General features: G+C 57.0%; 20 protein-coding genes. 12 read left to right on the top strand and 8 right to left on the bottom strand.

What is annotated here, in order from left to right; translation table 11 throughout:
- Window positions 1–3: 3 nt before the first annotated feature.
- Window positions 4–1,116 carry a DUF3866 family protein gene (locus H2O17_RS06505; RefSeq protein WP_182050969.1) on the bottom strand — a complete coding sequence of 371 codons (1,113 nt, stop codon included), beginning with the start codon at window positions 1,114–1,116 and terminating at the stop codon, window positions 4–6.
- Between the two features lie 67 nt (window positions 1,117–1,183).
- Here H2O17_RS06505 and H2O17_RS06500 point away from each other — a divergent pair, with 67 nt between their 5' ends.
- From H2O17_RS06500 to H2O17_RS06470, 7 genes are all read left to right on the top strand, one after another.
- Window positions 1,184–2,146 (top strand): helix-turn-helix transcriptional regulator, encoded by a 963-nt coding sequence (locus H2O17_RS06500; protein WP_182048950.1) that lies wholly within the window; start codon window positions 1,184–1,186, stop codon window positions 2,144–2,146.
- A complete protein-coding gene (locus tag H2O17_RS06495) occupies window positions 2,143–3,171 on the top strand; it encodes a helix-turn-helix transcriptional regulator (protein WP_182048949.1) in 1,029 nt (342 codons plus the stop codon). Before H2O17_RS06500 ends, H2O17_RS06495 begins: the two co-directional genes overlap by 4 nt.
- Window positions 3,168–3,569, top strand: a complete 402-nt coding sequence (locus tag H2O17_RS06490; RefSeq protein WP_182048948.1) for a hypothetical protein — start codon at window positions 3,168–3,170, stop codon at window positions 3,567–3,569. Before H2O17_RS06495 ends, H2O17_RS06490 begins: the two co-directional genes overlap by 4 nt.
- On the top strand, window positions 3,566–4,477 hold the full coding sequence (locus tag H2O17_RS06485) for a diacylglycerol/lipid kinase family protein (RefSeq protein WP_182048947.1): 912 nt from the start codon (window positions 3,566–3,568) through the stop codon (window positions 4,475–4,477). Before H2O17_RS06490 ends, H2O17_RS06485 begins: the two co-directional genes overlap by 4 nt.
- Window positions 4,477–7,095, top strand: a complete 2,619-nt coding sequence (locus tag H2O17_RS06480) for a DEAD/DEAH box helicase (protein ID WP_182048946.1) — start codon at window positions 4,477–4,479, stop codon at window positions 7,093–7,095. Before H2O17_RS06485 ends, H2O17_RS06480 begins: the two co-directional genes overlap by 1 nt.
- A 53-nt stretch (window positions 7,096–7,148) precedes the next feature.
- Complete coding sequence (gene lnt / locus H2O17_RS06475; RefSeq protein WP_182048945.1) at window positions 7,149–8,663, top strand: apolipoprotein N-acyltransferase; 1,515 nt, start codon at window positions 7,149–7,151, stop codon at window positions 8,661–8,663.
- 82 nt (window positions 8,664–8,745) lie between these two features.
- Entirely contained in the window at window positions 8,746–9,510 is a 765-nt protein-coding gene (locus tag H2O17_RS06470) for a polyprenol monophosphomannose synthase (protein WP_182048944.1), read from the top strand.
- Window positions 9,511–9,799: 289 nt separating this feature from the next.
- Here the strand turns inward: H2O17_RS06470 and H2O17_RS06465 are convergent, their stop codons facing one another.
- Window positions 9,800–10,153 (bottom strand): RNA polymerase-binding protein RbpA, encoded by a 354-nt coding sequence (locus H2O17_RS06465; RefSeq protein ID WP_182048943.1) that lies wholly within the window; start codon window positions 10,151–10,153, stop codon window positions 9,800–9,802.
- A 386-nt stretch (window positions 10,154–10,539) separates the two neighbouring features.
- Between H2O17_RS06465 and H2O17_RS06460 the strand changes: the two genes are divergently transcribed.
- Window positions 10,540–12,039: an Hsp70 family protein gene (locus tag H2O17_RS06460; protein WP_182048942.1), complete on the top strand. Its 1,500-nt coding sequence runs from the start codon at window positions 10,540–10,542 to the stop codon at window positions 12,037–12,039.
- 139 nt (window positions 12,040–12,178) lie between these two features.
- Complete coding sequence (locus tag H2O17_RS06455) at window positions 12,179–14,086, top strand: solute carrier family 23 protein (protein WP_182048941.1); 1,908 nt, start codon at window positions 12,179–12,181, stop codon at window positions 14,084–14,086.
- Window positions 14,087–14,195: 109 nt separating this feature from the next.
- Here the strand turns inward: H2O17_RS06455 and H2O17_RS06450 are convergent, their stop codons facing one another.
- The 4 genes from H2O17_RS06450 to H2O17_RS06435 form a co-directional block, all read right to left on the bottom strand.
- The gene (locus H2O17_RS06450; protein ID WP_182048940.1) at window positions 14,196–14,768 is read right to left on the bottom strand and encodes a MerR family transcriptional regulator; all 573 of its coding nucleotides are present in this window, start codon (window positions 14,766–14,768) and stop codon (window positions 14,196–14,198) included.
- A gap of 225 nt (window positions 14,769–14,993) precedes the next feature.
- The gene (gene ftsR / locus H2O17_RS06445; RefSeq protein WP_182048939.1) at window positions 14,994–15,752 is read right to left on the bottom strand and encodes a transcriptional regulator FtsR; all 759 of its coding nucleotides are present in this window, start codon (window positions 15,750–15,752) and stop codon (window positions 14,994–14,996) included.
- Window positions 15,749–16,207, bottom strand: a complete 459-nt coding sequence (locus tag H2O17_RS06440) for an FHA domain-containing protein (protein ID WP_182048938.1) — start codon at window positions 16,205–16,207, stop codon at window positions 15,749–15,751. The genes ftsR and H2O17_RS06440 overlap by 4 nt, the downstream gene beginning before the upstream one ends.
- Before the next feature lie 571 nt (window positions 16,208–16,778).
- Window positions 16,779–17,822, bottom strand: a complete 1,044-nt coding sequence (locus H2O17_RS06435; RefSeq protein WP_182048937.1) for a zinc-dependent alcohol dehydrogenase family protein — start codon at window positions 17,820–17,822, stop codon at window positions 16,779–16,781.
- A gap of 298 nt (window positions 17,823–18,120) precedes the next feature.
- Here H2O17_RS06435 and H2O17_RS06430 point away from each other — a divergent pair, with 298 nt between their 5' ends.
- Both H2O17_RS06430 and H2O17_RS06425 read left to right on the top strand, forming a co-directional pair.
- Entirely contained in the window at window positions 18,121–19,440 is a 1,320-nt protein-coding gene (locus H2O17_RS06430; RefSeq protein WP_182048936.1) for an MFS transporter, read from the top strand.
- Between the two features lie 100 nt (window positions 19,441–19,540).
- Window positions 19,541–20,239 carry a TetR/AcrR family transcriptional regulator gene (locus H2O17_RS06425; RefSeq protein WP_182048935.1) on the top strand — a complete coding sequence of 233 codons (699 nt, stop codon included), beginning with the start codon at window positions 19,541–19,543 and terminating at the stop codon, window positions 20,237–20,239.
- 105 nt (window positions 20,240–20,344) lie between these two features.
- Here H2O17_RS06425 and H2O17_RS06420 read toward each other — a convergent pair whose 3' ends face one another.
- A complete protein-coding gene (locus H2O17_RS06420; RefSeq protein ID WP_182048934.1) occupies window positions 20,345–22,468 on the bottom strand; it encodes a beta-galactosidase in 2,124 nt (707 codons plus the stop codon).
- Between the two features lie 414 nt (window positions 22,469–22,882).
- On the opposite strand from H2O17_RS06420, the gene H2O17_RS06415 reads away from it, so the two are divergent.
- Window positions 22,883–24,325: a glycoside hydrolase family 30 protein gene (locus H2O17_RS06415; protein WP_246311173.1), complete on the top strand. Its 1,443-nt coding sequence runs from the start codon at window positions 22,883–22,885 to the stop codon at window positions 24,323–24,325.
- A 162-nt stretch (window positions 24,326–24,487) separates the two neighbouring features.
- Here H2O17_RS06415 and H2O17_RS06410 read toward each other — a convergent pair whose 3' ends face one another.
- Window positions 24,488–25,996 (bottom strand): C69 family dipeptidase, encoded by a 1,509-nt coding sequence (locus H2O17_RS06410; RefSeq protein WP_182048933.1) that lies wholly within the window; start codon window positions 25,994–25,996, stop codon window positions 24,488–24,490.
- Window positions 25,997–26,022: the final 26 nt, after the last annotated feature.

Below are 26,022 nucleotides of genomic sequence, written 5' to 3'. Positions count from 1 at the left end.
CCGCTACTTCGTTTTCAGAAGATCCGCTGCCGCGAATCCTGCCACCCCGGCAGCGAGGAAGGCGAGCGGATCTTCTGTTTCATTGCGGCCCATGGTTCGCAACGGCACTGGCGATGCGCTGAAGGCTTCGGAGAGGCCCGCTGTTGAGACGTCCAACCGCGTCAATCGGCGGCATGCGAACAAGGTGTCAAGCTGCTCAGAAACCAGCTGCCGCATGGAATGTTCGACTAACTGGGACAGGGGATCTTCAGAGGATAGCTCGGGAACTGGGCACAGCGCAGGACTCAGCGCAACGCGCGTTAAGGCAGTCAGGCTGTGGTGAGAAAGGCCAGCGTGGCGCCCGCGGGGATCTGCGTTGGACATCCTGAGCAGGCCGACTGCCTGCCCACCCAAAGTGTTGACAGCATTAACCGCTTCTCCAACGGATGTGCCGGAAAAGCCCCAGCGTGTTCCCGTGCCGAGGTTTCCTGGGCCTTGAGAAATGACTGCGATGTCCGCATCCCACACCAGCTTTGCGGCGAGAAGAGCGGTGTGTACGTTCACTGTCTCAAGCTGGCCCCCGAAAGCTTGTCCTGCTGTGATGGTGCCGAGTATGGCACCAGCACTCGTGAGCCCCGCGCACACCTGGGAGAACCACGCGGGCAAGGCACCGCCGTCGTCCATTATGTACGCGATACGGGCAGCTGGACGCTTAGCATGAATCGCTGCAACCACCGCTGGAAGTGCGGAATGCAAGTCCGCAACTACTACGGGCATACCGCTGATGGAATCGGCTTCTTCCAGGAGCTCATGCCATGGCGACTCCTGTTCATCGGCTCCCATGGTCATGTACTGAAGGGGCGTGTAACGAGCCTTGACAATGTGGCCCGGTTCAGGAGCTGGATCGGATGGGAGCCGATCGGGAATAGCAACGATCATGAGGTACCCACCGGTTCCCAGGCGGCGTGCAACCGCAGAAGCACTGAGCAGTACCCGGTCGCCGGGTTCTGGCGTGCCCACAAGTAAGGTGTACGCGAGCGCCCGGTGCATCGAGCCATCTTCCAAGGTCACGCGGCATTCACGTGCGTCGCCCCATGCTTTTGTCACTTCATTGACCGTACCGGCCCGCCAGATCATCACCTGCTAAGGTTATCAATCAACGTCTGGGCACCTGAGCGTGGTCAGGTCGGCTATTGTGTGATGCGTGAATGAAAATGGTGAATCTGGGCGTCGACTCACACAAGAACGGCAGCTTGCATTGCTCGAGTTCATTCGGTCCCACAACGGTGTCACGGCAACGCAGATTCGCGAAGTCGTCTTGCCATATGCAGGCCTTAGCGAGTTGACGTCTGATCGATACATAGTTCGTGACATCAAGGACCTGCGACGAGCCGGATATCCGATTGTCACTGATGGTAGCGCATACGTCTATGACCGATCGGCCCCACTGGTTGCAACAGTCTCTCAGCTGGACCTTGGCCTCCTCAAGGCGGCGCTCGGCGCAATGAGCAATAGTGACGAACGAATGTTCACTGTGCGCAACGGGCTTCAGAAACTCCTTGCAACATCCCAAGCATCCCAAGCATCGCAAACCAACGTGCGATATCTTCAAGCAGCAATTCCAGCAGGTGACTGCGTGGCGGTGGTGGCTCGCGCTATTCAAGATTCTCGAGTTCTTTCATTCCAATATCCAGATGGTGATTCTTCCGGGTACGCGACGTACGAGGTTGAGCCAGTCGAGCTTTCGGAGCATTTTGACGCCTTCTACGTCTCTGGGAACTCATCAAAGAACAAGGGTGCATGGTTTGAACGGACCTTTCGCATATCGCGCATACAAGAGGGATCCTTGGAGGCGGGTGATCCGTTTATCCGCCAGCCAGACCTCACCGCATCTACTCCAAACAATGCGTTTTCAGTGGCCAGGGCAGTGGTGGCGATCCGCCCCGGCACCTCGGCACCCTTTGCTCGGCGAGGGCAGACGTGCAATGAGCTACCAGGAACCCCAGAGGGTTGGCAGTGCTACGAGTTCGTCAACATGGACCGCAATCGGCTTGCAGAATGCCTCATGACCTACGGAGTTGACGTGAAACTAGTTGGAGACGATGAACTCGTTTCCCAGTGGCGTGCAAGGTTGGCACACTTGGCCGGGTTGGGAGAAACATCGTGATAGCCGTCTACGACGTCGTCGCTACACAAGCGATTCTGGTGTACCTGGATCGGATGCCCAGCCGGACCTCAACGCTGGGGGAGATTGGGAACCACTTCAACATGAAGTGGAGCAAAGTGCTGACTCTCCTGTGGGAAGCCAATACTGTGGACTTCCCCGGTGAGGCACCAAACTTTGACCTTTCGCTTCCGCTACCTGACTCGGCTCTTGAAGAAGGCGAGGAGCCCGCCAGCCCAGACTCAGTTGTTTCGCTTGGCGATATGAGCGGGATGGGCATGCCCCAACTCGACTTGACTCTCGACGAGGCACTCGTGATTGTGGCACTCTTGGACTCCCTACTGGAGGTCACGCCACCAGGTCCAGCTCAGGATGCGCTTTTGGAGGTGCGCGGCAAACTTCGCCAGTCGGCAGAGGCCGCCGGCTTCGGTGCTGCAGTGTGGGGGGAACCAAGCCTCCCGATCGACGGCGAATCGTTGGCCCAGATCGTGGCCGCAATTGAGACGAAACACCACGTCGTTTTTTCCTATTACCGCCCGGGCCCTTCTTTGCATGCAGAAGTGACCGAGGTGGACCTTGTGCCGTTCAGCATTCTTTCGGGACTGAACCCGGCTCTCCGAGGCTCCAAGAGCGGCGAAATCAGACGATACCGCTTGGATCGCATCGCCGATGCTCGCATTGGCAAGAAGGCATCGCGTGAGGAGATCAGGATTGCCAGAGAAGGGGTATCAGCAGAGGACTCCACCTCCAGAGAATCCCTCAATAGTGGAGGAAGTGCATGGCAGCCATCGGGTCAGCATGTGACGTTGACAGTGACCCGAGCGGGCCGTTGGGCTGCCGAGACTTTGCCGGGTACAGTAGCCACGGAACTGGAGGGTAAGCTTGTCATCTCAATGCCCGTAACCTCTGAGGATTGGTTGGCCGGCCTGGTGGTGCAATTGGGTGATGCAGTGGTTGGCATTGAGCCTCAGGACGTCGCAGAGAGAATGTCCGCTCGGTTCGGTCAGCTGTTGAAGGAGAATAGATGAAGGTCCTGATCACACTTGTTGTTATCGCCCTGCTTTGCCTTTATCTGTTCTTCAGTGTGCGCTCCCTCATCCGTTCTCTCAAAGGCTTGGGGCGCTCGGCCAGCAGCTTCGCCGAAGAAGCATCCGATCGTTTCAATCGGTATCCGCCGCTGCCTCCAGACCCACAGCTGTTACCTCCGACCGATTGCGCGAGGGTGCACCAAGCGATAGACGATCTAGGGCGGACCTCACGTGAGCGTTCGGCTGCCCGTCACACTCGCCTTGACCGTTCAATCGAGCGCTGGGGCACAGTTACCTCCTCGAGCTTTCCGCGCATGAACGTACAACATGCCCGTAACGGATGGCAGGACCGCAAGGTAGAAAAGGCTCAGATGCTTTCCAACGGTGATGTGCAGTGAGAATTGGCGTAGCCGTCAACCCGGCCAGTGGCCGGGGCCGAGGCGGAATGCTGGGGCAAGAGGCTTTCCGTGTACTCGAGTCCTATCCCGTTGAAATCGTTGATCTTTCAGGGCAAAGCGCTCGCCAAGCGTTGGCGAACTGCAAGGACGCTGTTGCATCCAACCGTATCGACGCGCTCCTGGCTGTGGGTGGTGACGGCATGGTGCATCTGGGCGTGGACGCGGTGGCCGGCACGGGTTTGCCGCTTGGAATTGTGGCAGTGGGCTCCGGAAATGACATTGCCAGAGAGTTCAGGCTTCCCATCCTCAACGTCTCAAACTCCATTCATCAAGTGATGAGCAGTCTGTTTGGCGAGCGTTCCCGGGCTACCGACGTCATGGAGATCACCGGATCTCATGGCACTACCCACGCCTTGGCGGTGCTTTCGGCAGGCATTGACGCGGCTATCAACTCGCGCACCAACCTCCTGAACTGGCCGAAGGGCAATTTGCGCTACTTGCGTGCCACAGGCGAGGAACTGGCCAACTATCAGACGTACGGTGTGAGGATTGAGATCGACGGCGTAGCGCACGCCGGCCCGGCTACCCTTATTTCCGTAGCAAATACTCGCTTTGTGGGCGGCGGAATGAACATCGCACCAACGGCGCGAACAAACAACGGCCAACTTGACGTCGTCGTCGCCTACGTGCCAAACGTTCGCACTGTCGCGTCACTCTTGCCTCTGGTTTATCTTGGGAAGCACGTGGCAAGCCCTCTGGTGCATGTCATTCGAGGACGCCACATTCGCATTTGTGAAGATCGCCAGATGGGCGGGCCTGCGCCGCTCGCAATGGCGGACGGCGAAGAAATTGGTCATCTGCCCCTCGACATTCGATGCCTTGCCGGTGGACTGGAGCTGCTCGTCTGATGCCTGATACCTCGCTTTTGCTCACGGACTATGTGGAATCGTACGCAGCGCGGGGCATTCACTTGGACCCGTTTCAGATTGAGGCATGTCAAGCCCTAGATAATGGCCGTGACGTGCTCGTTTCAGCGCCAACTGGCTCGGGAAAAACGGTGGTGGCGAACTATGCAGTGACCCTCGCCTTAGCCAGTTCCCGTCGCTGTATCTACACGGCTCCCATCAAGGCGCTTTCAAATCAAAAGCACGCCGAACTCGCACGGACTCTTGGCGAGGATAATGTGGGACTCTTGACTGGCGACGTCACCATCAACCGCGACGCGCCTATCCTCATTGTCACCACTGAAGTTCTTCGCAACATGTTGTTCCAAGGTGCTCCTGAGATCGACGACGTCGGATACGTAGTCCTGGACGAAGTGCATTACTTGGCTGACCGCGATCGGGGGCCGGTGTGGGAGGAAGTGATCCTCTCGTTGCCGGCGCACGTACGGCTGGTCTCGCTCTCCGCTACTGTGGCGAACAGCGGGGAAGTAATCGGTTGGCTGCGTTCCGTTCGCGGATCCACTGAACTCATCAAGAGTGATGTTCGTCCGGTTCCGCTTGACCAACACGTGGCGGTTGGCCGCCGAATTCTGCCTCTTTATGGCGAGGGGGATGAACCGTCATCGGCACTGATTCGGGCTCTGCGCGCCCAAGCTGATCGGGCACCGGAACGCCATGACCGGAGGCGGAGGCTGACAGATTCGGACCGCCGCCGGCTCATTGAAACGCTTGAAGATCGCGACATGCTTCCGGCTATCGAGTTCATCTTTTCTCGTAAGGGATGTGACATGGCGGTACGGGCACTTATCAAGGCCGATGTGTGGCTGACCTCCCGGGCTGAGCAGAATGCTATTCGCGAACAGGTGGATGAGCTGCGAGACACCCTCAGTGAGTCCGATCGCCGCGCTGTCCATTTTGAGACATCCGCTAGCGCTTTGGTGCGTGGTTTCGGAGCGCATCATGCAGGGGTCCTGCCTGCGTTGAAGTCTCTTACCGAACGGCTGATGGAGCAGGGCCTCCTTCGCATCGTGTATGCAACGGGAACTTTGGCACTTGGAATCGACATGCCTGTGCGCTCGGTGGTGCTGGAGGAACTACGCAGGTTCGATGGCCAAGGCTTTGTTGACCTCTCAGCCACCGAGTACACGCAGCTTATCGGCCGCGCCGGCAGGCGTGGAAAAGACCTCGTCGGGAACGCGGTGGTCATCGGTTCAGACGATCTCGATGCATGGGCGTTGGCCGATTTGGGATCTGGGCGGGTTGAGCCGCTCGTTTCTGCGTTCACGCCCTCCTACAACACTGTGGTCAATCTCTTGGCAGACCAAACCTACTCCGCTGCTCGGGACCTCATGGGTGCGAGTTTCGCGCAATACCAACGCAACGCGGATCTTGGCCAGATCGAGGCCCGCGCGCAGCGCATCCGGCGCGGCATCCAAACTGAGGAAGCCCACCTTACCTGCGAACGCGGCGACTTGGTGGAGTACCTGCGCAAACGGGCCGCGCTGGGACGCGCGGCCAAGTCTGCCCGCAAGCAAGCCAAGCGCACCTACCGAACTCGCATCGCTCAGTCCTTCGAAGCAGCGCGCACGGGAGTTCTGTATGCATTCGCGCGCGGCGGAGTGCTTGAGTACGGCGTCGTTCTCTCTGTGGGAGACGGGAAGCTGCGCATCCTCGATTGGTACGGGCAGATGAGCTGGCTGCGGGAAGGTGATCTCTCCTCTGAACTGAGGGAAGTCGGCGAGGTAGTTCTGCCCCATGGCCGGTCAATGCGTGACCGGGATGCTAGAGAGCAGGTTGCCGAGGCGATTATTGAAGCCGTTGATGAGCGTTCTGAGCTGGGACTTGATCGTGACTTACTCGACTCATGGGATCGATTCGCCGAACCTCGCGATGAGGTTCTGGCGGACCATCCGTGCCACACGTGCCCCGACCTAGAGGCCCACATCAAGGCAGGCGAATCGCTCCTTTCTCTTGACGCTAGACTCCGAGAGTTGCAGGAGATGGCGGAGAACTTCCACGACTCCGTGGGACGCGAGTTCGATAAGACCGTAGGCGTCCTTGTTGAACTGGGCATATTGCAGCGTTCTGATGAAGGCGTCCATTTGGGTCCTGGCGCTCCTATGTTGCGTGAGCTTCATGTGGATTCCGACCTGCTGCTCTATCAGTGTTTGTCCGAGTTGCGCGAAGGGCAACTGGACTCCGCGTCAATGGCTGGCTGGGCCTCCATGTTCCTGGCAGATGACAGGCTCGGTTCGTCCCTTCCTCATTCCGGTGCTCTTGCCGGACTGGCACGCAGGGCTGGCCAACAAGCCGAGTTCTTGCAAGACCTTGAGCTGCGTTATGAGATCACCCGAACCGGTGTTCCTACTCCGGGTTGTGCGGACATCTTCGCAGGGTGGGTTTCAGGAGCCACCCTTGAAGAGTGTTTGGCAGCATCGGGCATGGCGGCCGGTGACTTCATCACTGCCGCACGCCGTGTAGTTGATCTGCTGGGCCAAATAGCCCAAGCTGGTGGAGAATTCTGGTTTGCGGATGTGGCGCGGAAGGCGCGTTCAGGTATGCAGCGGGGAGAACTACTCTGAATGCGCATCGTGTCCTGTGGATTGGATCCGTTCTGGGCAGGTAGCCTCGAGTGGTGAAACAGCGGCGAGTTCTCCATTTCCTTTTGGCAGTTGGGGCAGGTCTATGTCTCTTTGGCGCATTTGCGCCGGTTGACTTCTGGCCCGCCGCATTTCTGGGCATCGCTTTGCTTGTGATGAGCCTGAGTGGCAGAACATGGTTTGGTTCTTTCGGGCTGGGCGTGGTGGCTGGCTGCGCATTCTTCATTCCGCTGTTTGAGTGGGCCGCAGTGGCCTCCGGCATACTCATTGCGCAGATCGCCCTTGGATTCGCAGAGGCGTTGTTCATTGGCGTTCTTGCGGTCATCTGGCAAGGGCTCATGCGGGGAAAGCGCACTGGAGCGAATGTTGCACTGACGGCAGCAACCATGGGACTGACGTGGGTGGCGATGGAACAGCTACGTTCTGAGCTGCCGTGGCACGGCATGCCGTGGGGATTGCTTGGCTTTTCGCAAGTGGATGGACCTTTGGTTCGCCTCGCGCCGTGGGGTTCCACGCAACTGGTGGGATTCGGCGTTGTTGTGGTTGGGGTGCTCGTAGCACGCTTCCTGAGCGCACTTTCCAAAGTCCAGTTGGGCCAGGGCGTGATAGCGGGAGCCAGTGCAGGGCTGATCCTCGTGCTGTCTATGTTCCTGCCGCTCTCCACCTCCGCAGATTCCTACCTCACTGTTGGCTTCGTGCAGGGCATCATTCCAGACGAATCGAAGCTACCTGCAGGGCAATCGCGAGCTCTCACAGTTACACAGAACCTCGTGACCGCTACTAAAGTCATTGATGGCGACGACGTCGACCTGGTGCTATGGCCCGAATCCGCTTCAGATCGCGATCCTCGCGAAGATGATGAGGCGCGTTCCCTCATCACAGAAGCTTCGGAGCGTCTGGGTGTTCCACTGTTGTTAGGTACCCAGCGGTATATCAATGGCTATCGATACAACGACTACGTCGTGTGGAGCCTCGACCAGAGTATTTCCGGCGTGTACTCGAAGCAGCACCCCGTTCCGTTTGGCGAATACATGCCCTATCGTGATTTCTTCCGAAAGTTCACGCCCGCAGTTGATCTTATTTCTACTGACATGCTTGCAGGCAGTAAGCCTGCGTATCTGGATGTTGAGCTGAAGGATTCCACGGTTCGCGTAGCCACGCCGATCTGTTTCGAGGTAGCGGACAACGCTATTGTCTCAGAAGCGGTACGTGCGGGCGCACAGCTCATCGTGGTTCCCACCAATAACGCATCGTTTGGCAAGACCTCTGAATCTGCTCAACAGTTCCAAATGACGAGGTTCCGCGCGATAGAACACGGTAGGACTGCCATTCAAGTCTCAACCGTGGGGGTTTCGGGAGTTGTTGAGCCGAACGGAGTGACGCGTGCGGTGACTCAGCCGTGGACTGAGGACGCGCAGGTGGCACGAGTTGGCTTGCGCTCCGAGCTCACTGTTGCGACGAGGATCTCAGAACCCGTGCGAATTGCGGTTTACACCGGCGGAGCGGCGCTTGGATTGCTCGCATTTATCCAGCTAGCGCGCAGGAGATAAGCTCCCTGTTCGAAACACTGGTAACGAATAGGTGATCATGCAGGAATCAATCTGCTCAACGGACTAATCGAAGGGACAGCCAATGAAGGTACTCATCACAATTCCAACCTACAACGAGCGGGAGTCTATCGAACCCATCGTTAAGCGAGCCCGCGCAGCAGTTCCAGAAGCCGACATCCTTATTGTTGATGACAACTCACCAGACGGCACAGGCGAGATTGCTGACCAGTTGGCTGCTGCCGACGAACATGTGAAAGTGCTACACCGGGCCGGTAAAGAGGGCCTTGGGCGGGCCTACATTGACGCGTTCAGGTGGGCAATGGGCCAAGATTACACCCATGTGGTGGAAATGGATGCGGACGGTTCTCACAGACCTGAGCAGCTTCCGCTTCTTCTTGAACGCGCGGCGATGTCTGATTACCCCGATTTGGTCATTGGTTCGCGGTATGTGCGGGGTGGAGAGCTCGAGGGTTGGCCGAAGTCACGCGAGGTACTTTCGCGTGCCGGAAACCTCTACATCAAACTGTGGCTCGGGCTTCCAGCAGCAGACGTTACGGCAGGCTTCCGAGTGTATGCGGTCTCTATGCTGGAGCGGCTCGATCTGGATTCAGTGGAAGCTAAGGGGTACTTCTTCCAGACCGATATGACTGACCATGTACACCGCATGCACGGGCACATCGTGGAGATGCCCATCAGCTTTGCTCAGCGCGAGGCAGGGGAGTCCAAGCTTTCCAAGAGTGTGTTCACCGAATCCTTGGCACGCACAACGAAGATTGGTGCCCAAAGGCGCGGCAACCAGTTGCTCGGGCTAGGGGAGAAGGTACTGGGGCGTATCAAAGGGCACTGAAAGAGCTTGGCTGTGCGAGGTGAGTCAACGTGCCCAGACAGGCCGTCTACCTGCAAGAATAATATTATGTCAGCGCAGCTTGATCCTCTAAATGTCATAACGATAAGCCGTGGGGAAGGTGAACATCTTCACGTTATGTCAGAACTGGCCTATCGTGCTCAGGCCCATGCTTGATCACGGTGAGCATCCAGCGCGATCGGGGCGGTAGAAGATGTGGTCCTGGCGGTAGAAGATGTGTATACAAAAATGGGGAGCCAACCGTTAGGTAGGCTCCCCATTGGGCTATTCGCTACTTGTTACGGCGCAACCGGAGGCGTCCGGAACGCAGCAACTCCAAGCGTTCGTCCAGCAGTACCTTCAGTTCGTCCTCTGAACGACGCTCCATGAGCATGTCCCAGTGGGTCCGAGGTGGCTTGACTGGTTTCTTGTCCAGCACTGGTGCGGCGTCGCGGAGCTTTCCCTCGCGGCCGCAGCGGCATTCCCACGTGGCCGGTGGCTCTGCGTCCAGAGCCATAGCAACTCCGAACTCGTGCCCCTCAGGGCAATCGTAGATAACCTGCTTGCGATTGACGAAGGCGACGCCGTCGTCAGACTCCAGAGAATTTGCGCCAATCTTCATTCCGCGCAGTGAACGTTCTGCCATGGCAGTCCTTTCGTTTGATCTGGATCAATCGTAAAAGGAACGTTGGAAGGGGCCGCGATAATCCCGGCAGAAATGGCCAGCCAGCGCGCTTTTTCGCATGTTGACACCAGGTCGAAAGCGGATGAGATAACGCCGATAATGTACATTATGTCAGAATAGCCGAGGCGTAGCCCCGTTGCCCATATGCCATATGTGGGGCAAACCGATCAGTCACTCCTACCCCAGCAGACCTCTACTTCACCAGGCCTCCACTACACCAGACTTCCACCTCACCGGAAGTCTGCCGTACCTTCCCTTTTGTCTCAACGCACTTCCGAGACACCAGCAATGTGCCAACTGATGTGTATGTGATGCACTTTGGTGGCGAACAAGGATATTCTCGGGCCATGAGACTCGGAGTGGATTTCGGTACAACGCGCACCACAGTTGCTCTTGTGGATCGCGGAAACTATCCGTTGGTGTCCTTTGATGATTCCGACGGCGACTCGCACGAGTACGTTCCCTCGCTCGTTGCGCTAGATGGTCTGAGCGTGGTTTACGGCTTCGAAGCGCAAAAGCTCGCCGAATCCGGTGCACCATTTCTCCGCTCAATCAAACGCTTGTTGGCCGCACAGGATGCGAATCTGGACTCCGTGGTGCAGATCGGATCGCGCGAGTTCAAAATAGTGGATCTTGTTACCGGCTTTCTCATACACGTAGGATCGCGCGTCCGGGCATTTGCGGAGGACAAGGATGGTCCTCTCGAGGCTGTGGTGGGCGTTCCGGCCCATGCCTACTCTGCTCAACGTTTCATCACGCTGGAGGCCTTCCGCCGCGCACGATTTGACGTGGTTGCGATGCTCAATGAGCCGTCGGCGGCAGGATACGAATACACGCATCGTCACTCAAGCATGATCAGTTCTCGCCGCACCAAGGTGCTCGTATATGATCTCGGAGGCGGCACCTTTGATGCGTCCCTGGTGAGTGCGGAGGGCACGAACCATGAGGTTCTTGCATCGGAAGGCAACAACCTTCTTGGTGGTGATGATTTCGACGAGGTGCTAGCTGTGTGCGCCCTAGAAGCGCTCGGGGTGGCACGCGATTCCATGAGTGATCCACAGTGGAGCCGCCTGTTGGAAGATGCGAGGTCAGCGAAGGAAGCCCTCCACCCCCAGACGCGCAGCATCGTTCTTCGAGTTCACGATCAAGAGGTCTCACTTCCCGTAGACGCGTTCTACACGCAGGCTAAGCCGCTTGTTGAGCAAACGCTTCTGGCCATGCAAGGACTCGTGGATCGCGATGCGAATGGGCAACTGTGCCTGCCAGATGACGTTTCAGGACTCTACGTGGTGGGCGGCGGTTCCGAACTCCCCCTCATTCTGCGCCAGCTCAGGGAGAGGTTTGGACGCCGCGTGCGCCGCTCCCCTTACAGCGCGGGTTCCACTGCCATTGGATTAGCGATTGCAGCCGACGAAGAGGCCGGGTACTCGTTGGTTGACAAACTCTCTCGCGGCTTGGGCGTGTTCCGTGAATGGTCGAGCGGCGCAGTGGTCTCGTTTGATCCCCTTCTGACACCGGATATGCGCGTCTCCCCCGGCGAAGGAGTGGCCATCACGCGGTCGTATCGGGCAGTACATAACGTCGGCTGGTATCGATTTGCTGAATACACGAGTGTGGATGAAGATGGCGCTCCACGCGGCGACGTCATGCCTTTGGGCGAAATAGCGTTCCCCTTTGACCCGAACCTCCGCAGCGGATCGATCAACCTCGCGATGGTCCCGGTGGAACGGACTGGGCCAGGCTGCCTCGTTGAGGAGGAATACCGCGTGGATCCACATGGCATTGTCTCTGTGACAATCCGTGATGCCGAGACCGGCTTCGCAATCACCCGTTCGTTGGGTGACTAATTCCACCACCGTCCATTAAGTGGCGTCATATTGGGAAAAGGTCTGATAAGCGTCCGAAGTATGAGACACTTTGGGTCTGTTATGTTTCACGATATGGGAGCAGATCGAGTTACCTATTCCGTGGTGAAATGCTGAGGTAATGGCTCAGAAGCACTCAGTTGACTTGGTGCCACCGGCACCCAAACTCGCAGTCTTGTCCCTCCAGCACGTCCTCGCGTTCTACGCGGGAGCGGTGATTGTTCCGCTGCTCATTGCATCGAGCCTGAACCTGGATGCGCAGACCACAATTCACCTCATTAATGCCGATCTGTTCACCTGTGGAATCGCGACCATCATCCAATCTGTGGGTATCACGAAGCATGTGGGTGTGCGCCTGCCGATTATTCAGGGCGTTACAACCACTGCCGTAGCCCCGATCATTGCAATAGGTCTAGCCGTTACGGGCGGCGAAGGTGGCAATGCTGCCCTACCGGCGATCTATGGTGCCATTATCGTCTCGGGACTGTTCACATTCCTCGCAGCACCGTACTTTACAAAGCTCCTGCGCTTTTTCCCTCCTGTGGTTACAGGTACGGTTCTTCTGGTTATGGGCACGAGCCTGCTGGCTGTTTCCGCTAACGACTTCGTTGGATATGCCGAAGGCGTACCGAGTGGGCGAAACTTGGCATACGGATTCGGCACTTTGCTTGTGATTGTGCTGGTTCAGCGCTTCTTTAAGGGTTTCCTTGGCACAATCGCTGTCTTGGTGGGCCTAGTGGGAGGCACGCTGGTGGCCGTGTTTTCCGGTGACCTAGATTCTGCGAAGATTCAAGCGTTCCACGACGCAGGCGCAGTGAGCGTGACAACTCCGTTTTACTTCGGTATTCCCGTCTTCACTCTGACCGGATGCATCTCCATGATCATCGTCATGGCGATCACGATGGTGGAGACCACGGGCGACGTGTTTGCCACCGGTGAGATAGTCGGAAAGCGCATCACAAAGAGCCACATCACGGCGGCGTTGCGCGCAGATGGCATTTCCACACTTCTCGGCGGAGTCCTGAACTCATTCCCCTACACGTGCTTCGCCCAGAACGTTGGTCTGGTCCGCATTACTCGGGTGAAGTCGCGATGGGTGGCCACAGGTGCTGGTTGCATCATGATTCTGCTAGGAGTTTTGCCAAAAGCGGGCGGCATCGTCAACATGATCCCGTCTCCGGTACTCGGCGGCGCAAGCCTGGCAATGTTTGCGAATGTGGCGTGGGTTGGCCTCCAGACCATTGCAAAGGCCGACATGAAGGATAACCGCAACGCAGTCATCGTCACCACGGCACTCGGCCTTGCAATGCTCGTGACGTTCAAGCCTACGATCTCTGAAGTCTTCCCTGCCTGGGCCCAGATCTTCTTCTCGTCGGGCATGACCATCGGCGCCATCACGGCAATTCTCTTGAACCTTCTCTTCTTCCATGTGGGACGCCAATCGGGCGAGGACGTGGTGGTCGACGAACGAGGAAAACTACTTGGTATCGATGCTGTGAATGCGATGTCGCGGGATGAGTTTGTTGACGCATTCGCTGCCGTGTTCAACACGCAGCAGTGGCCATTGGAACATGCCTGGGAGCACCGCCCCTTCGCACATGCTGCTGAGCTGCGTACCGCAATTCAGGAAGCCATTCTCACGGCAGATTCCGTACGTCAAGAAAGCCTCATCCAGGACTATCCCGATATGGCGCAACTTCTAGGCATTAACGGTGCGCAGGCCGTCTCTCGGGATATCGGTTCCATCGCGCTTGAAGGTGCCTCGGATGAACAACTCGAACAGATATCGGAGATCTCGGAGCAGTATCGCGCGAGATTCTCTATGCCTTTCGTTGGTTACCTGAGCCCACTCGATACCCCTGAACGGATCATTGAGGATGGCGTGCGCCGCCTAGATAACTCTTCGGTTCAAGAGCATGTTGTGGCTCTCTCACAGGTCGTGGAGATCTCCAACGATCGATTCGATATGTTGGTGGATGGGGCCAATCCGGTACGAGCTGCGTGGCAGGCTAAGTTCTCGGAGAACTAGATTCCACTGCCCCAGTTCGCTTGAGGGCCAGAGATGAGGGACGCCGGTGGCATATGCCCCCGGCGTCCCTCATTGGAATTGTGATGTGTTCTGTCCGGCCAAGTTCGCTCTAGACGATGTTCCGTTTTGCGGCACGCCGGCGCGCAAGTTCGTCTTCGACGACGACGGCGCCCGCTTCCTCCGCATGTTCTGACGGCAGTTCCGAGAGGCTTCCCTCAACTTCGCGCCACACGCGGCCCACAGCGATGCCAAAGACACCCTGACCGCCGTTTACCAGATCAATAACCTCGTCATCTGACGTGCATTCATAGACCGAAGCACCATCAGACATCAGTGTGATAGTGGCAAGATCATCGATGCCATAGGAGCTCAGTTGAGCCACGGCACGGCGGATCTGCTGCAAAGATACGCCCGTATCCAGAAGCCGCTTGACTACCTTGAGGACCAAGATATCGCGAAAGGAGTACAGGCGTTGACTACCGGAACCTGACGCGTTCTGAATGGTGGGCGAGACCAGTCCTGTGCGATCCCAATAATCGAGCTGGCGGTATGTTATTCCGGCGGCCTTGCACGCAATGGGACCGCGGTAGCCGGTATCAGCATCAAGGTCAGGAAGTGGATCACCAAAGAGCATCTGCTGCGCACGTTGCTTTGTTGCCTCGGGCGCTGACGAGTCGCTCATATTGACCTCCACTTGACCTACTGTTTCCCGCAGTTCAGTTACTTCAACGGTAGACTCACTGACCTGATGAATCAACGATATAGCAGCCTGGCATGAGACCGGTGCATCGGCGTGTCAGAACTTCGAGTTCTCCTTGAGGTATTTCTCACCGGTCCCTCAACTGAGCTGGCCGGACCGCAGGGCAAAGGCACGAAGCACTACAGCATTGAAGCGCAAAACTACTGATTAGCGCAGTTCCACTTCTAGGTTCTCCGCCAAAAGCGCCTTGTACATGTGAGAAATAACTGCAGCATCTTCAACTGCGTTGTTAATCACGCGCTCCCCTGCCACCGGGGTCTTCTTTGCTCGTTCGCTAGCCAGAGCAGATGTGATCATGACGGCATGGGCATGTGCAGAAGTGCGGACCGTCCGGACTTGGCGAAGGTCATATCCCTGACGTAACAGCATCGCCGCGTATCGCACGATCTCTGGTGCCTGGGAGGTGAGCCGTCCGCGGGGATCGGCGGTCAAAACGCCGGCTTTGACCATTGCTTCGACATCGGAGACGGCCACGCCCGTCAAGTCGGAGACCTCGACGAGCGTTAGACGAGTTCCCGGCTGCGGCCTGCGCACTTCGTTGTCAGGCAGCACCCGCATGCGGGCAGGATGAACGCCATCAGCAACTTCTCCCGAATCGAACTGGCGCAACATTTCCTTGATCTGGGACAGAGGGAGGAAATGGTCGCGTTGCTCCTCGAGAATGAAACGCAGGCGCTCCACATCAGAAACAGAGAAGAGCCGCTGATTGGAAGCCGTGCGGTGAGGACGAATCAACTGGAGGTTCTCGTAGTGACGAATCTTGGAGGCGGCCAGCAAAGGAAATTCGTGCCGCAGCTCCACGATGACGTCGCCAATCTTGAGCGTTGGCTCATGTGAGAGGTCAGTAGGCCAGGATTCGAGGCTCTCGCTGCTACGTGTAATGGGAAGGTTGGCTGCTTCACTCATGCTTGAGCACGGGAGGGGTAGAACGTCAGCCGAAACTTGCCAATCTGAACCTCGTCACCAGCGTTTAGTACGAGATCTTCGATCCGTTCCCGGTTGACGTACGTTCCATTGAGTGAACCGGAATCACGCACGCTAAAAGAGTTGCCGTTCCGATCAAAAGTGGCATGCCTCCGTGAAACAGTGAAGTCATCCAAGAAGATGTCCGAACGTTGGTGCCGTCCTGCTGTGGTCTGGTCCGAGTTGAGAAGAAAACGTGCGCCCATGTTAGGGCCTGCAAGAGCAATGAGCAACGCTGAGCCATATGGGAGTGACTCAATGGCGTGCATCTCATCAGCGGTGAGGTTACGGCGGTCAGAGATGCTGTCAACTTGTGAGGAGCCGATGGCAGAGAACTGCGAAGTCGTGGCCGCCTCACCAGTGGAAAATGCCTGTGTGGGATCATCCGATTCCGACATCTTGACCTCCTAAAACATCCGTCATGGCACGTGCCAATTATTGTAACAAGTCTATAACTGTCAAACTGTTGATTGCCAACGCAATCCCTGAACATGCGCGTAAAGCGCCTCTTGCATGAGGCCAGAAGGAATCAACGGTGAGAAAAAGCAGCGGTTGCGATGTGGCAGGCGGTGAGAACCGCCGCATCGCAACCGTGACAGACCCCCTGCCGCACGGAGACTAGCGGCGGTGCCCTAGCGTGGCTGGAAGAGTTTCCGTAGCACTATCTCCTGCTGACAGCTGGTGATATCGGATAACCGGACACGAGGGATCTTTATGGAAAGATTACAGATCCGCCCCGCGGTGACCAGTAGGACTAACGGCCTAGGTTGGCAATTGTGTCAGAATGTGCTGCCCCACGGCAGACGAAAACCTCGGTTTTTGGCCGCTTCCGCTTCCCTACTCACGGTGCATCTGCAACAAATCTAGAGTGTATTGGAGCGAAGCTCTGATTCCGAGCCGCGGGCGCTCCCGGTGATGCGCCAGATACCGGTAGGCCCCACGGCTCCGAGGGTTTCTACTGAGTCAGCCTCAGCGATCAGCGACTCGGACTAGCGACTTAATGACGCGGCGTTCGACCATCGCAGCGTATGCATCTTGGATAGCGTCAAGTTCGTATTCGCCGGTGAAGACTCGTCCAGGGTTGATCGACCCGTCAAGTACCTTCTCAAGCAAGATCTGACGAACATAAGTGGTCACGTTGGCGGGTCCGCCTTTCAATCCCACGTTTCTCCAGAAGAGAGCGTTGACATCCAGATCACGTGACTGAGGTACCCCAACGCGGCCAATCATGGATCCGGCACGGGCAACAGCAAATGCTGTCTCTGTGGACTGCGCAGTTCCCACGCACTCAAGCGTAGCGTCAGCTCCCACACCATTTGTGAGTTCGAGAACTCTGGCAACAGCTTCATCGCCACGTTCGGCGACGACGTCGGTAGCACCAAACTCACGCGCAAGGCGTTGACGATCCTCGTGGCGGCTCATAATAATGATGCGTTCTGCTCCACGTAGCTTTGCGCTGATTACCCCACAGAGGCCTACCGCGCCATCTCCGAAGACAACTGCAGTGGCACCTGGGCGCACATCTGCGCTCACGGCAGCGTGGTATCCGGTCGCCATAACATCCGCTAGTGTGACAAATGATTTGAGGAGGTCTTCCGAGTAATCAGAAGGCGTACCCGGAATCTTGATCAGGGCGCCGTCGGCGTTCGGTGCTCGCACGTACTCGGCTTGATATCCGGCATTTCGGCCGAAATTGGCGTTCGAACAGTTGGCGTCATAGCCAGCCAAGCACGCGGCGCAATGCCCGCAACCGTGAGTGAATGGCACTATGACGAAGTCTCCGGGGGTGAGCGTCGTAACGTCCGCCCCTACCTCAGTAACGATCCCAATTGCCTCATGCCCGACGGTATCGCCGCCGGAACGCTTTGCGATTCCTCGATAGAACCACAAGTCGGAACCGCACACGCTGGCACGAACCACTTTGATGATCGCATCGCTCGGTGCAGTCACCTGCGGCGCTTCCCGATCTTCAATCCGGACCTGACCTGGTTCAATGAAAACAGCAGCTTTCATGAGTTGTGCCCCTCTAACCTTCTGAGTTGACTGAGAACTAGATGGCTTTAGGCCATCTGCATGTGAAGTTTTTGCCCTGAATCGTCTTAAGGCAAGTGGTGCGTCCGCACAGTGATTCGGTGAGTCGATTCCGCGAACTGACAACGTCCCAATGCCCATGATTCCAACGACGATAGCCACATCCTGCGCCAGAGTTGACGGTTGTCGCAAGCAGTATTACATTAGCACTATCTACTAAACGGTTAGTAGATAGGTCGCCCATAGCGGTGGCCACGTTTTGGACAATGAGGTCAACGACATGACAGTATCGGACCCTTCTTTGGAAGACGTCGAGAAGGCAGGCGCACCAGCGTTGCTATCCACCGCTTCGCCTGAAACTGGCCGCACATTGAACCGAAGTGTTCTCATTCGGTTCGGAATCGGCTTCTTCTGCATTTCGCTTCTGTGGGCTATTGGCTTAGCCACGGTTGCATCCGTGCTTCTCCCGCAGCGGTTGAAGGACATCGGTGTAGATAATCCGGACGCAATGCTCGGAACCATTAACGCAGTCACCGCAATCGTCTCCCTTGTTTCAAACCTCGTGTTTGGAAACCTCTCTGATCGCACGCGTTCGCGCTTCGGCCGCCGCACGCCGTGGATCGTGCTCGGAGGAATTGTCGGAGGCTTGGGCTTGTTCGGCGTTGGCATGTTCGCCAGCCCAGTTATCCTCGCGTTCTCGTACTGCGTCTCGATGGTCGGTCTGAACATGATGCTTGCACCTGCGGTTGCCGTGCTCTCTGACCGGGTGCCGGAATCGGTCCGTGGAACGATGTCCACCTTCTGGGGCGTTGGTGTCACGATCGGTTACCCCCTAGGAGCCATCGTGGGAGCCCGTTTCTTGTCGGATTCCGGCGCTTCGATCTCTGGATTCGTCTTGGGTGGAATCCTTATGGGCGTGGCAGGTATCGCAGCCGCCATCGTGTGGCCGCGCGAGCGTTCGGCAGCTGACCTTCCGAGTGGCGCGCAGTCGTTTGGTGAAATCGCCCGTTCCTTCATTCCCCCCACAAAGGATTGCGGAGACTTCTACAAGGCTTTCTTCGGCCGCTTTACGATGCTTCTTTCCTACCAGATGATCAACGCCTACCAGCTCTACATCATTCAGGACTACTTGGGCGTGAGCACGGCAGATTCAGCCGCGGTAATTACGTTGGTCAGCTCGATTACGCTGGTTGTGGCGTTGGTTGGCGGGTTTGCATCTGGCCCGATTTCAGACCTTCTGAGGCGCCGTAAGCTTCCTGTGGTGGTGGCTTCGTTGCTCTTTGCACTAGGCGTGGCGATGCTGTGGTTCGTTCCAACGGTCACTGGCATGTTGCTCTTCGCTGGTATCGCCGGTTTGGGTTACGCGGTCTACTCCTCAGTTGATCAGGCACTGAACGTGGATGTTCTCCCGAACCCGGAGACCGCAGGCAAGGACTTGGGTATTCTCAACATGTCTACCACCCTTGGCCAGATGTGCGGCCCAATCATCACGTCGCTTATCGTGACCTCAACTGGTTCGTATGCGTTGGCCTTCCCAGTATCCATCATTTCGGCTGTTGTCGGATGTTTCTCCATCATGGCAATCAAGCGGGTACGCTGACGTTAGTCGATCAGCCCGATATTTCTCCTGCGGCGAATGCGCGTAACCTCACCTGGTCACGAGTATTCGCCGCAGGTGCATAAGGTAAGCAAAGGTCACAATGACGCCGTCCAATGCAGCATCCCCGTCCAAGACTTCTCGCCGCAGCGGGATTCGCACCGCTCCTGCGAAGAAGCCTCGTATCCGTCTGACACCCGAAGAACGCATCGAGCAGATTGTCACTGTTTCCACCAGCCTTGTGGCTCAGAATGGCTTCTACGGCTTGTCTCTGCAATCGGTAGCAGACGGCGTGGGAATCACCCAAGCGGGCCTGCTGCACTATATCGGAAACAAGGAGGGATTGCTCGAACTGCTGCTGGACAAGCGCTATGACAGGCAGGGTACTCCCAGCGATTACATTGCCACAGGTGCGCCATCCGCTGTTCATCCAGATGGCGTCAGCTTGCCTGGCTACTTCAGGTTCTTAGTTGATTTCAATGCCCGACGCCCGCAGCTTATGCAGCTCTATATGGTTCTGGGAACGGAAGCTGCAGACAAGAACCACCCGGCTCACGCGTACTTTCGGAACCGTCCGGACGACGTCTGGAACTTCTATCAAGAGACTACGTGGCGGCTTCCACCCTCAATCGTTGAGGCTGGCGGATTTGCAACGCTGCGCCCGCTTATCGAAATGGCTTTGGAGGCCATGGATGGCGCACAGGTGCGTATTTGGAGGTTCCCGGCGGTCGATCTGCGCGATGAATGGGCCAGGTTTGATGAACTCTTGTTCCCCTCTCCCCTGTGGGATGGCTACCGGTAGCTTCCGTGAGGAGTTTTTCGACGACGACGAGCGTCGAGCGGTCATAAACGGCTGGTGCCCGGTGGGCGTTCCCACCGGGCACCAGCCGTTTGCCGTAACTGCACGCTAGGACGCGCTGGCCTCACTCTCAAGGACGAGCACGCCCCACGCAGGGATACGAAGATCGCTGCCCTCAGTCAAGGGGGCACCGGGCTCCCCTGCGGTGCCAAGCACGTCAACGCCGCTGATTGGCAAGGCAATAGATACTTCCTTGCCGGAGTAATTGAGAACGTAGGTCACGGCGGCGCCCGCCGCATTGATTCCGCGGCGCACGGTCACCTTACCCGCAAGTTGCTGCGCCCAGTCGCTAACTCCTGCCGCTGATGCAACCTCAAGGAACACACCACGTAACACTGCAGGCGATACCATCGCGCCCACGTGCGTAATTGATCCACCTGTGGTGGTCCTCCGGACGATGGCCGGGCCCTCCCAAGCGTGATGATCATAGCTAGCCAGAACTTCACGGCCCTCATCTTCGCCTTCAACTGGCGTGAGCAGTTCCATGTATGTGCTTACTTCGAGTTCGCTTGCCGGCACGTGGGAACTGGAGAGGCTTCCTGAGAGCGTGACCTTTACGCCCTCCGGACGTGTGAACTGGTCCGTTCCCATTCCGAGGATGTTGGAAAGCCCGTGAGGTTGGCGATCCGCCCAGACCTGCACGTTTTCGTCGGCAACACCGGTTCGGAACGTGGTGACGAGGTGGCCTCCCTGCTGTACGTATTCACGCAACGTCGTCGTGGTGGAGTCTGGCGCGGAGTACAGCGCTGGAACCACCACCATGGCGTACTGCGCGAGCTTCTGAGCATCCGCAGTGGGAGGAACGATGTCTACTTCAATGTTCAGATCGAAAAGGGCATCGTATGCCCATCGCAGAACATCGTTGTAGGCAATGCTGGGGAAGAACGCGCGGGGAAATCCGGATTCGATTCCGAACCACTCGAGTGCAGTCAAGGCCTCGTTGCTGACCATGATGGCGGCCTTGTTGTGCTTGGTAAGACCGGTGAGCGATGTGGCGTGGGCAGCAATCTCATTGCCGAAATCCGCTGCTTCGAGATAGGTGGGATTCTCGCTGAAGTCTTGGCTGAGCAGGCCCTTCCAGTACGTTTCAAACGAGTTGTGAATGGAATGCCAGTGCCAATACATAATGCCCATCGCGCCCGACGCCAGATGCGAGTACGCCTGCAAACGCAACTGACCAGGGAAAGGTAGCCAGCCCATTTGACCTTGCGCCTGAGTCTCAAGGACTAGGTAGCCGGCACCATCCTTGATGGACCGGTTGACGTCGCCTCCAAAGGCGATCTCTTTGCCGGTTAGATGATCCTCGGTTGGGTGGTAAATATCGGTGCCAGCTAGCGTGACGGTCTCCGCGGCAGCAAAGTGATCCACTGCTGGCTGAAGACCAAAGCTGTAGCCGCGCCATTCGTAGTCGAAGTTGTGGGTTACGAACTGATCTGGACGGCGATATTCATCCACAATCGACCGCTGCCAGGCGAGGAATTCGGTGACGAGTCCTCGCCGGAACTTGTCAAAGGCGGCGGCGAAGGAGCCGTTGATCGTGCCGGTCACGTCCGGGAAGTCTTCCCAGCTATTGATTCGGTTGGACCAGTAGTTCAGTCCAAACGCCGCGTTCATCGCCGCTAGATCATCATGGAACTGCTCGCGCAATGAGGTTATGAACGCGCGCTGTACTGCCGGACCAGCGGTTTCGTAGTACTTGGTTTCGTTGTCTAGTTGAAAGCCGACGACGACGGTGCGCTCAGCGGTGTGCTCAAGGAGGGCACGAATGGCGCGTTCCGCGTAGAAGCGATAGGTGGGCGAGGTGATGTCCATGTTCTGGCGAGCGCCGTACTTGCCCTGCCCTGCAGGCGTTATGGCGATGACGTCGGGATGACGCGCGGCCATCCACGTGGGAATTGCATATGTGGGAGTGCCAATGATCACCCCGATTCCCGCTTCCTGGAATGCATCGAGTGCTCGATCTACATGGGTGAAGTCAAACACTCCCGGTTGAGGCTCCATAGTGCCCCACGTGGATTCGGCGATTCGCACAGTCGTGAAGCCCGCCTTCTTCATAAGCGCGACATCGTCAGCCAAACGGTCGCCTACGGTTGGCAACAGGTACTCGTCATAGTAGGCGGCGCCAAAAATGAGGCGGTCAGGTGTGGATGTGCTGGTAAGTGGTGTATCCATGGTTCCTCAATGTTGTGGCTACGGTGGCACAGTAATGCCACTATTAAATACTTAGTAGGTAGTAGATTTCAAGGTGAGGGTACAGCAGGCGTGGCTGAACGAACGTGGCTGAGCGAGTGTGGTTGAGCAAACTCGGCTGAGCGAGTGTGGTTGAGCAAACTCGGCTGAGCGAGTGTGGTTGAGCAAACTCGGCTAAGCGAGTGTGGTTGAGCAAACTCGGCTAAGCGAACGTGGTTGGCCGACGTGTGGGGAAAGACATGTCTTTGGGTGGCGGTGGCTCGATTCCCGCGGAGTCGGGTGTGTTGTGAACGCAATAGAAAGCTATCTAGTGATTGATAGACAGACCTATCTAGTGATTAGTAGGTAGTGTGATAATGTGACATCACTGTTCCGCAACGATGCGAGGAGACGCTCATGGAGAGCCTGATGGAAATGACAGACGAGAACACAGCAGCTACCCCAACGCTGACATGGGTAGTCACTGGTGAAGACTCGCAATGGACCACACCTGAAGGAAGCGCCAGCATCGCTCCCATGGAGACCATGCCGGATGCTTTCATCCAGGTCGACCAACCAGCTCAAGAGATCGAAGGCTTTGGCGCATGCTTCTCCGAGTTGGGTTGGGCCGCGCTTAGCCGCCTGACGCAAAGCGAACGGGACTCGATCATGGAGGAACTGTTCACTCCCGGGGTCGGTGCCAACCTCAGCCTCTGCCGAATGCCGATTGGTGCGAACGATTTCGCATCGGATTGGTACTCCTACGATGAAACTCCTGGCGATCACGCACTGGAGCACTTCTCCATCGAGCATGACCTTGCCACACAAGTCCCCTTCATTCACTCTGCCCAGGAACGCCAACCCAACCTCAAGCTGTGGGCCTCTCCGTGGAGCCCCCCAACATGGTTGAAGACCAACGGGCACTATGCGTGTGCCTTGCCGGTGGCGGGTTCTCCTCAGGCTGAGCACCCCAATGGTTTGCGCCCCGATCAGGTGATCGAAGAAGGCACAGATGGATTCGTCCTAACAGAAGAAAACCTGATTACCTACGCGGCCTACTTCGGGCGTTTCATCGATGCCTACCGTGAGCAGGGCATCGATATCTCGATGGTCATGCCGCAAAACGAGTTCAACTCTTCTCAGATCTTTCCGTCGTGCACATGGACGCCCAGCGGCTTGAGTTCCTTCATCGCGCACCTCGCTCCCGAAATGGACAAACGCGGGATTGACATCTTCCTTGGCACCATGGAACGACCGGACGATTCCCAGGTGGAGCAGGTGCTTGCTGATCCTGACGCTGGCCCCAACATCAAGGGCGTCGGATTCCAGTGGGCTGGCAAGGGTGCACTTCCATTCGTCAACCACGCTCATCCTGAGCTGCGGATGTACATGACAGAGCAAGAATGTGGCGACGGCAAGAATGATTGGCGTTACGCGCGCTATGCCTGGACGATGCTCCAGCACTACTTCGCCAACGGTGCAACAGCCTACGACTACTGGAACATCGCGCTGGATAAGGGTGGAGTGTCCCGTTGGGGTTGGAGCCAGAACTCCTTCGTGACGGTTGACCCAGAGGACAACACCTACTCCTTCAACTATGAGTACTACCTCTTCAAGCACCTTAGCCACTTCGTGCAGGCCGGTGCACATTACCTGCCCACACTCTCCTACACCGGCTACGAGAAGCTGATCAGCTTCGCTAACCCAGATGGCTCGATTGTGATCCTGGCCTTCAACGATATGTCGGTCGAGATGCCTGTTCGCTTGGGAGTAGGCAGCCACGTAGTGAGCGCAACACTTCCGGCCGATTCTTTCTCAACCTTCGTCGTTCCTGCCGAAGCGCTCGCAGAAGCCAAGTGATCACGCGCGGTAAAGACCGCAGCGCGTGAAGCCTCAGATGGACGTGGTGCTCGACGTACTGAAGTGTGCATCTGGTAGGTGGTGTGGTGGAACCCGGAAGAACGGGCTCCACCACACCACCTACCAGGCTGAGGCTACCTAGCAAAGACAGCGCTCAAAGCCCTAATTGTCTGACCGGGAGAATCGGTTTGACATGTTGTTGCTTGCTAGGAAAAGAACTCGGCCCAGCACTTCGTCAGTCTCATCCTTGATGTGGTCAACAAACTCAGCGTTGGCTGTGGCCAGAATCTGGCGCACGTCGTCGTCGGAAGCTGCACTGTTGCCCGAAAGCACGGCGTCCGTTGTGTGTACGAAAGCATGGCCGGAAGCAAGTGTGGTCTGCTGGTAGCGTTCGATCTCCGGAATCACTTCACTGAAGTGCGCGTCAGCAAGGGCTGCAAGCAAACGACTCGCCCAATAGAAATTCTCAGACGTGACCCGAGCTGTGGTGTCTGAGAGATAGGCCGGCACTTCATCCACATTCGTATAGAAGGGCACGAGTGTGTTGAACGGATTGGATGCGAACGCGATCCACTGAAGTGAGCGAGAAGATTCCGGACGGTACGGACGCACCTGAAGCACTGAAAGCTGGCCGTGGCGATTGATGCCGATGGGCCGCAGTAGGTGGTGAAGGTCTGCCGGGCCAGAGGTGCCATATGGATCGTAGGGAGTCCCCTGATAGTGAGAACTCAACACATACTTGATGTCCTCAATGGTTACCTTTCGTTCGGGCTTCCGACTCCAAGGGATGTTATCCGAAAAGGGTGTGTAATCCGCGTTGGGGCCATCCCACGTGTTGCTCGTCGGGTTTAGGAACCTCTGCATATACCAAGCTCGCGGCGTGTTATAGACGTGGTCCGAATCAGAGTGAGATCCGAAGGCGTCACGCGGATTGAGAACACCGTCTAGCGAGGTATCCAAGAAGTTTTCCTCAATAAACTGCTGAAGATCCGCACTGGCCAAGTGCTCGCGACCCTCGCCCATAGCATCCTGAAGGTCAAAGGAATCAATTCCCAGCTGATTGGGCATGGTGACGTAGGAATCGTCAGGGACTCGTTTGGCGATCCAGTGATGCCCTCCCACAGTTTCCAACCACCAGATCTCGTCAGCATCCGAGAAAGCCACGCCGTTCATTTCATACGTGCCGAAATGTTCAAGAAGTTCGCCGAGGCGCACAACGCCTTCACGTGCCGACTTAATGTATGGCAGAACAATGGTTAGGAAGTCTTCTTCTCCAATGCCGCCTGGGCGTTCGGGAACATAATCCGGATCATCCTTTGCGCCTTGAGCGGTTCGGTACGTGACTAACGGGTCCGCTCCCAGAACTCGCTCATTGCTCGTGAGAGTTTCTGTGGCGCTCATCGCCACATTCGCAGAGTTGATTCCGGCTTCACCCCAGATTCCCTCATGGTCGACGGCATTTGGCGCTGATGTATACCGAAGCGGATTCTCAGGCAGATCGATCGAAACGTGCGATAGGACGCTCGTGTACGTGCGGGGTTGGTCTTCGGGGCGCACAATCGCCACCCGCTTGGGATCAAACTCGCCATTTGCTGAGTCTTCATTACGGGCCACCAGCGGCGATCCGTCGAAGCTCGCGTTCTTTCCCACCAGAATCGTTGTGCAACCCATCGCATTCTCCCTCACATTTTGTCCTG

The organism is Changpingibacter yushuensis (assembly GCF_014041995.1).
Lineage (GTDB): Bacteria > Actinomycetota > Actinomycetes > Actinomycetales > Actinomycetaceae > Changpingibacter > Changpingibacter yushuensis.
Note: the sequence above shows the minus strand (reverse complement) of the source record. Positions and strands in the feature narration are given on the sequence as shown.